The organism is uncultured Campylobacter sp., from assembly GCF_938045405.1.
Taxonomy (GTDB): Bacteria; Campylobacterota; Campylobacteria; order Campylobacterales; family Campylobacteraceae; genus Campylobacter_B.
Genome location: NZ_CALIMW010000056.1, coordinates 1 through 3,437 on the forward strand (window position 1 = coordinate 1; position 3,437 = coordinate 3,437).

Below are 3,437 nucleotides of genomic sequence, written 5' to 3' on the forward strand. Positions count from 1 at the left end.
AAAATCGAGGGCGGCAAAGTAGTAGGCGGGAAGAGGATCTACGCGGCAGATCGCTCGCAGAGAGTAAAAGGCGCGGGGCTTTTGGGTTAAATTTAAAAGCCCACGCCGCTTAAATTTATAGGCTCACTTCAATCAAATTTAATCAAAACGGAGGTTGCGCCGACAAGTAAAATTCTATGTATAAAATACGGCGGGAATTTTAAAATAAAAATTTGTGCAAATTTGGCAGCCCGAGCTAAATTTAAAACTCAAAATTTCACTCTGACTCCGTGCTCGCGCGCCCAATAGGTATGGCAAGCGAGAACTAAAATTTCAAGTCTAAATTTATATCAATTTAATAGACCGGCATTGCTACGGCGCGTCGCAAATAAGTGGCGGCGCGCAAACTTTTGCTAAATTTAAAACCCAAATTTCGCCGCCATATATCTAAGCGCAAGTGAAGCACAATGCAATGAAATTTTAAAATTTCATTGCAAATATAGGCATTCCTGCTAAGCGGCGGCTAAAATTTAAACACGCCTCTGGCTTCTGCGATGCGCTCGCTAAGGCTTGTAGCGGTATCTTCGCCGCTTGCTGCGCACCTAAAGATCGGCTCAAGCACCTCGGCAAAAAAGCCGTTTAGCCCCTCCTGCATGATCTGTGCGTTGTTTTGATAGCGCCCTAGCCCCATAAATACGCCGTGTCCAATCGCGCCAAGATCCTTTGCCTCATCGGCGATAAATTTATTCAGCGCCTTGCAAACCGCAACGACCGCGCTTGCGTTTACGATCTCGCGATCTCTTAAATAATCCTCAAGCGCGCCGTAATCGCACTCGCATCTGATCCATCTAAACGCCTTTGCGATCGACGGCGAAACGCATTTGTGCTCACTTAGAGTGCATAGGACGTATAAATTTTTAGGCACCGCAAAATATGAGCGGCCGTCCTTTAAAAGGACGCTGGCGCGCGCTTTTTCGCCCTCTTCAAAGCCGTCGATTACGTGGGAATTTTTAGTGCGAATCAGCGAAAGCTCGTCTTCCTCGTCGTAGCGACGATCCAAAAGCACCGCAGCCTCGCCAAAAATTTTATCCAAGCTCGCGGCGCTTGCATTGTCGATCAAAAAATAATACTCGCCCTTCGGATCGTTTAGCGCCTCTTTGCACAGCGCCTTAAACTCGCCGTCTATGAAACTTTCGCCGTAAAATCCGTCGATGAAATCACGGTATTCAAAGCCTTCGTGTAGGCAAACGTAGCGGAAATTTTTTGTCGCAAGCTTCTTTTCGGTGATCAAAGATCGTAATCTGCGAGTTTTGCCCGTGCCGATCGCGCCGTAAAATATCGTATTTTTTGCGACCTCTTCGCTTTTGTAGTTTTTGACGTATTCGAAAAACAGCGACGAATACACGATCCTAGCCGCGCCCACGACGTCCTGCGGATACGGGGTAAATTCCGCGATAAATCGCGAACTTACTTCGTAAAATTCTTCAAAAATTTCAACCTTTTCGTCGTATAGCAAGGATAAAATTTGTGCGGTTTCATCGCGATAAACAAGCGTCGGAAACTCATCGTTGCACTGCGCAAATATGCTGGCTAGCAGATAGAGCTTCTCGCGCGAAATTTGCGCGAAATCGCCGTCCTCGGCAAGTCCTAAATTTAGCATCCCGTCGTCGCTTAGGTAGCTATCAATCAGATAGAAATTATCGGCATTTATCGCGGATTTTAAAAATTCCATCAGCACGAAGGGCTGATTATGCAGCGCGACGTCGAAAAAATCGATCGCCAAAGCGCTGTCCACCGCCGTAAGAAGCCTGTAAAGCTCGTCGTAGAAATTGACTAGCTTTTGTTTGAAAATATCGCGCGCGGTGCGCTCCTGCGAATAGCTATTGAAATTTTTGACGATATTTTCGATAAAAACATAAAGCGAGACGATGTTTTTATCCTCGCCGCTAAGCACGCTATCTACGCTTTTTACGGCATTTTTAGGAAACAGCTCTTTTTTGCCGACGATGCGATCTTTGAAAGCAAAATCGTAATAAAACGCGCTGATATTGGAATCAAAAAACTGATCCATGAAGAAATACTCGGCGTGCGCGAACTTCTCGCCCAGAGATAAAATTTTGCAGCTTCTAAGATTGCCGTCGCTGAGATTTATATACAGAGTTTGCAAAAACTCGCTCTCGGTCTCATCAAAGCTCGCCAAGCAGCGCTTTATCTCGCCTAAATACTTTGAGATCGCGGTTTGTTTTTTGAGCCAGAATTGGTTTTTGTTGTGATTTTTCCAGCTGACGACCAGCGACTCTATCTTTTCCTTGCTAAAATCTTGCATGACTCATCCTTGTAAGATTAAAATTGCGTATTGTACTTGAATTTAAATAAATAATTAATAAAACTCTGATCTCAGGGCGAAGCGCGACAGCAAAATTTTATTAAATTTACGCGCCCGCGGCGGTAGGAAATTTTAAAATTTACTGCGCGCTAGATCTATCCGCGACCCTGCACCAACGGGACGAATTCGCAGGCGCCGAGTTCCTCCTCCTTGATCTCGCTCGGCGAAATTTTATTAAATCTAACGATCTTTTGCGAGCCGCCCCTATTCATCGGAGCGACCAAAATTCCGCCGATTGCCAGCTGCGCAAACAGCCGCTCGTCGATCCGCTCGGCGCACGCGGAGAGCAAGATCCTATCAAAAGGGGCGAAATTTTTCCATCCAGCGTTGCCGTCATCGTGGCGCAGGCTGATGTTTGAAATCCCGAGATTTGCAAAGTGTCTTTTCGCCTCGCCCACCAGCCGCTCGACGCGCTCGACGGCAAAGACGCGGTGAACCATCCTGCTTAAAATCGCCGCTTGATAGCCGCTACCGCAGCCGATCTCTAAAATTTTCTCGACTTTTGGATCGACGCTTAGCGCCATCGTCATGCGCGCGACCGTCAGCGGCGAGCTGATCCACTGGCTGGCCAAAATGGGCTGCGCGTTAAGGCTGAAAGCGTGCGCTCCGAGCGGGGCAAACTCGCTTCTAGCGACGCTACAAAACGCCTCAAAAAGCGCAGGATTTAAGCTAACCTGCTCGGCGATGTCGTTCGCCATCTTTTCGCAGCGAAGCCGCTCTAGCGAGACCATAACGCGCTCCCGCCAGGCCAGACCTTAAATTTAAAGCCGCGAAAGCTTTTGCTCTGATTAAATTCGGGACCGATAAAATTTTTAAAAATGCCGTCCAAGCGCTCAGCCCGCGATGCGGCAGAGCAAAATTTCAAACCGTAAAATCCGCTAAAAATCATCGAAACTCAAGCTTCCTTTGCTGTAGTTCGTGACCTTGCTCTCGAAAAAATTGCTCTTTTGATCATTAAATTTAGAAAAATCATCGACCCATTTTATCGGATGTTTCGCGCCGTATCGTTTCTCAAGCCCGATGGCAAGCAGGCGCTGATCGACCAGGTAGTGGATGTATTCTTCGATGATGT

2 protein-coding genes and 1 pseudogene are annotated in these 3,437 nt (G+C 47.1%); all 3 read right to left on the reverse strand.

Going from position 1 to position 3,437, the window contains the following annotated elements:
* Nucleotides 1-502: 502 nt before the first annotated feature.
* Nucleotides 503-2,305 carry a hypothetical protein gene (locus Q0140_RS01665; protein WP_297961021.1) on the reverse strand — a complete coding sequence of 601 codons (1,803 nt, stop codon included), beginning with the start codon at nt 2,303-2,305 and terminating at the stop codon, nt 503-505.
* 155 nt (nt 2,306-2,460) lie between these two features.
* Entirely contained in the window at nt 2,461-3,096 is a 636-nt protein-coding gene (locus Q0140_RS01670; RefSeq protein WP_297917640.1) for a protein-L-isoaspartate(D-aspartate) O-methyltransferase, read from the reverse strand.
* A 147-nt stretch (nt 3,097-3,243) separates the two neighbouring features.
* Nucleotides 3,244-3,437 (reverse strand): annotated as a pseudogene (locus tag Q0140_RS01675) (ribonucleotide-diphosphate reductase subunit beta); the annotation flags it as partial.

Excerpts from the sequence above, each read along its gene's own strand:
- Q0140_RS01665 (WP_297961021.1), bottom strand. The coding sequence starts at position 2,305 with ATGCAAGATTTTAGCAAGGAAAAGATAGAGTCGCTGGTCGTCAGCTGG.
- Q0140_RS01670 (WP_297917640.1), bottom strand. The coding sequence starts at position 3,096 with ATGGTCTCGCTAGAGCGGCTTCGCTGCGAAAAGATGGCGAACGACATC.